General features: G+C 48.9%; 1 protein-coding gene. It reads right to left on the bottom strand.

Features of this window, described 5'->3' with window-relative positions:
* Positions 1-333, bottom strand: a 333-nt coding sequence (locus tag SB725_RS30470) for a serine hydrolase (RefSeq protein ID WP_410923069.1), incomplete at both ends; no start/stop codon positions are given.

The following is a 333-nucleotide window of genomic DNA, read 5'->3' on the forward strand; positions in this document are numbered from 1 at the left end:
GTAGTTCGCCAGTTAATAGTTTGCGCAACGTTGTTGCCATTGCTGCAGGCATCGTGGTGTCACGCTCGTCGTTTGGTATGGCTTCATTCAGCTCCGGTTCCCAACGATCAAGGCGAGTTACATGATCCCCCATGTTGTGCAAAAAAGCGGTTAGCTCCTTCGGTCCTCCGATCGTTGTCAGAAGTAAGTTGGCCGCAGTGTTATCACTCATGGTTATGGCAGCACTGCATAATTCTCTTACTGTCATGCCATCCGTAAGATGCTTTTCTGTGACTGGTGAGTACTCAACCAAGTCATTCTGAGAATAGTGTATGCGGCGACCGAGTTGCTCTT

Origin of the sequence: Pseudomonas sp. SIMBA_041 (assembly GCF_046535095.1) — a bacterium.
GTDB lineage: Bacteria > Pseudomonadota > Gammaproteobacteria > Pseudomonadales > Pseudomonadaceae > Aquipseudomonas > Aquipseudomonas mucoides.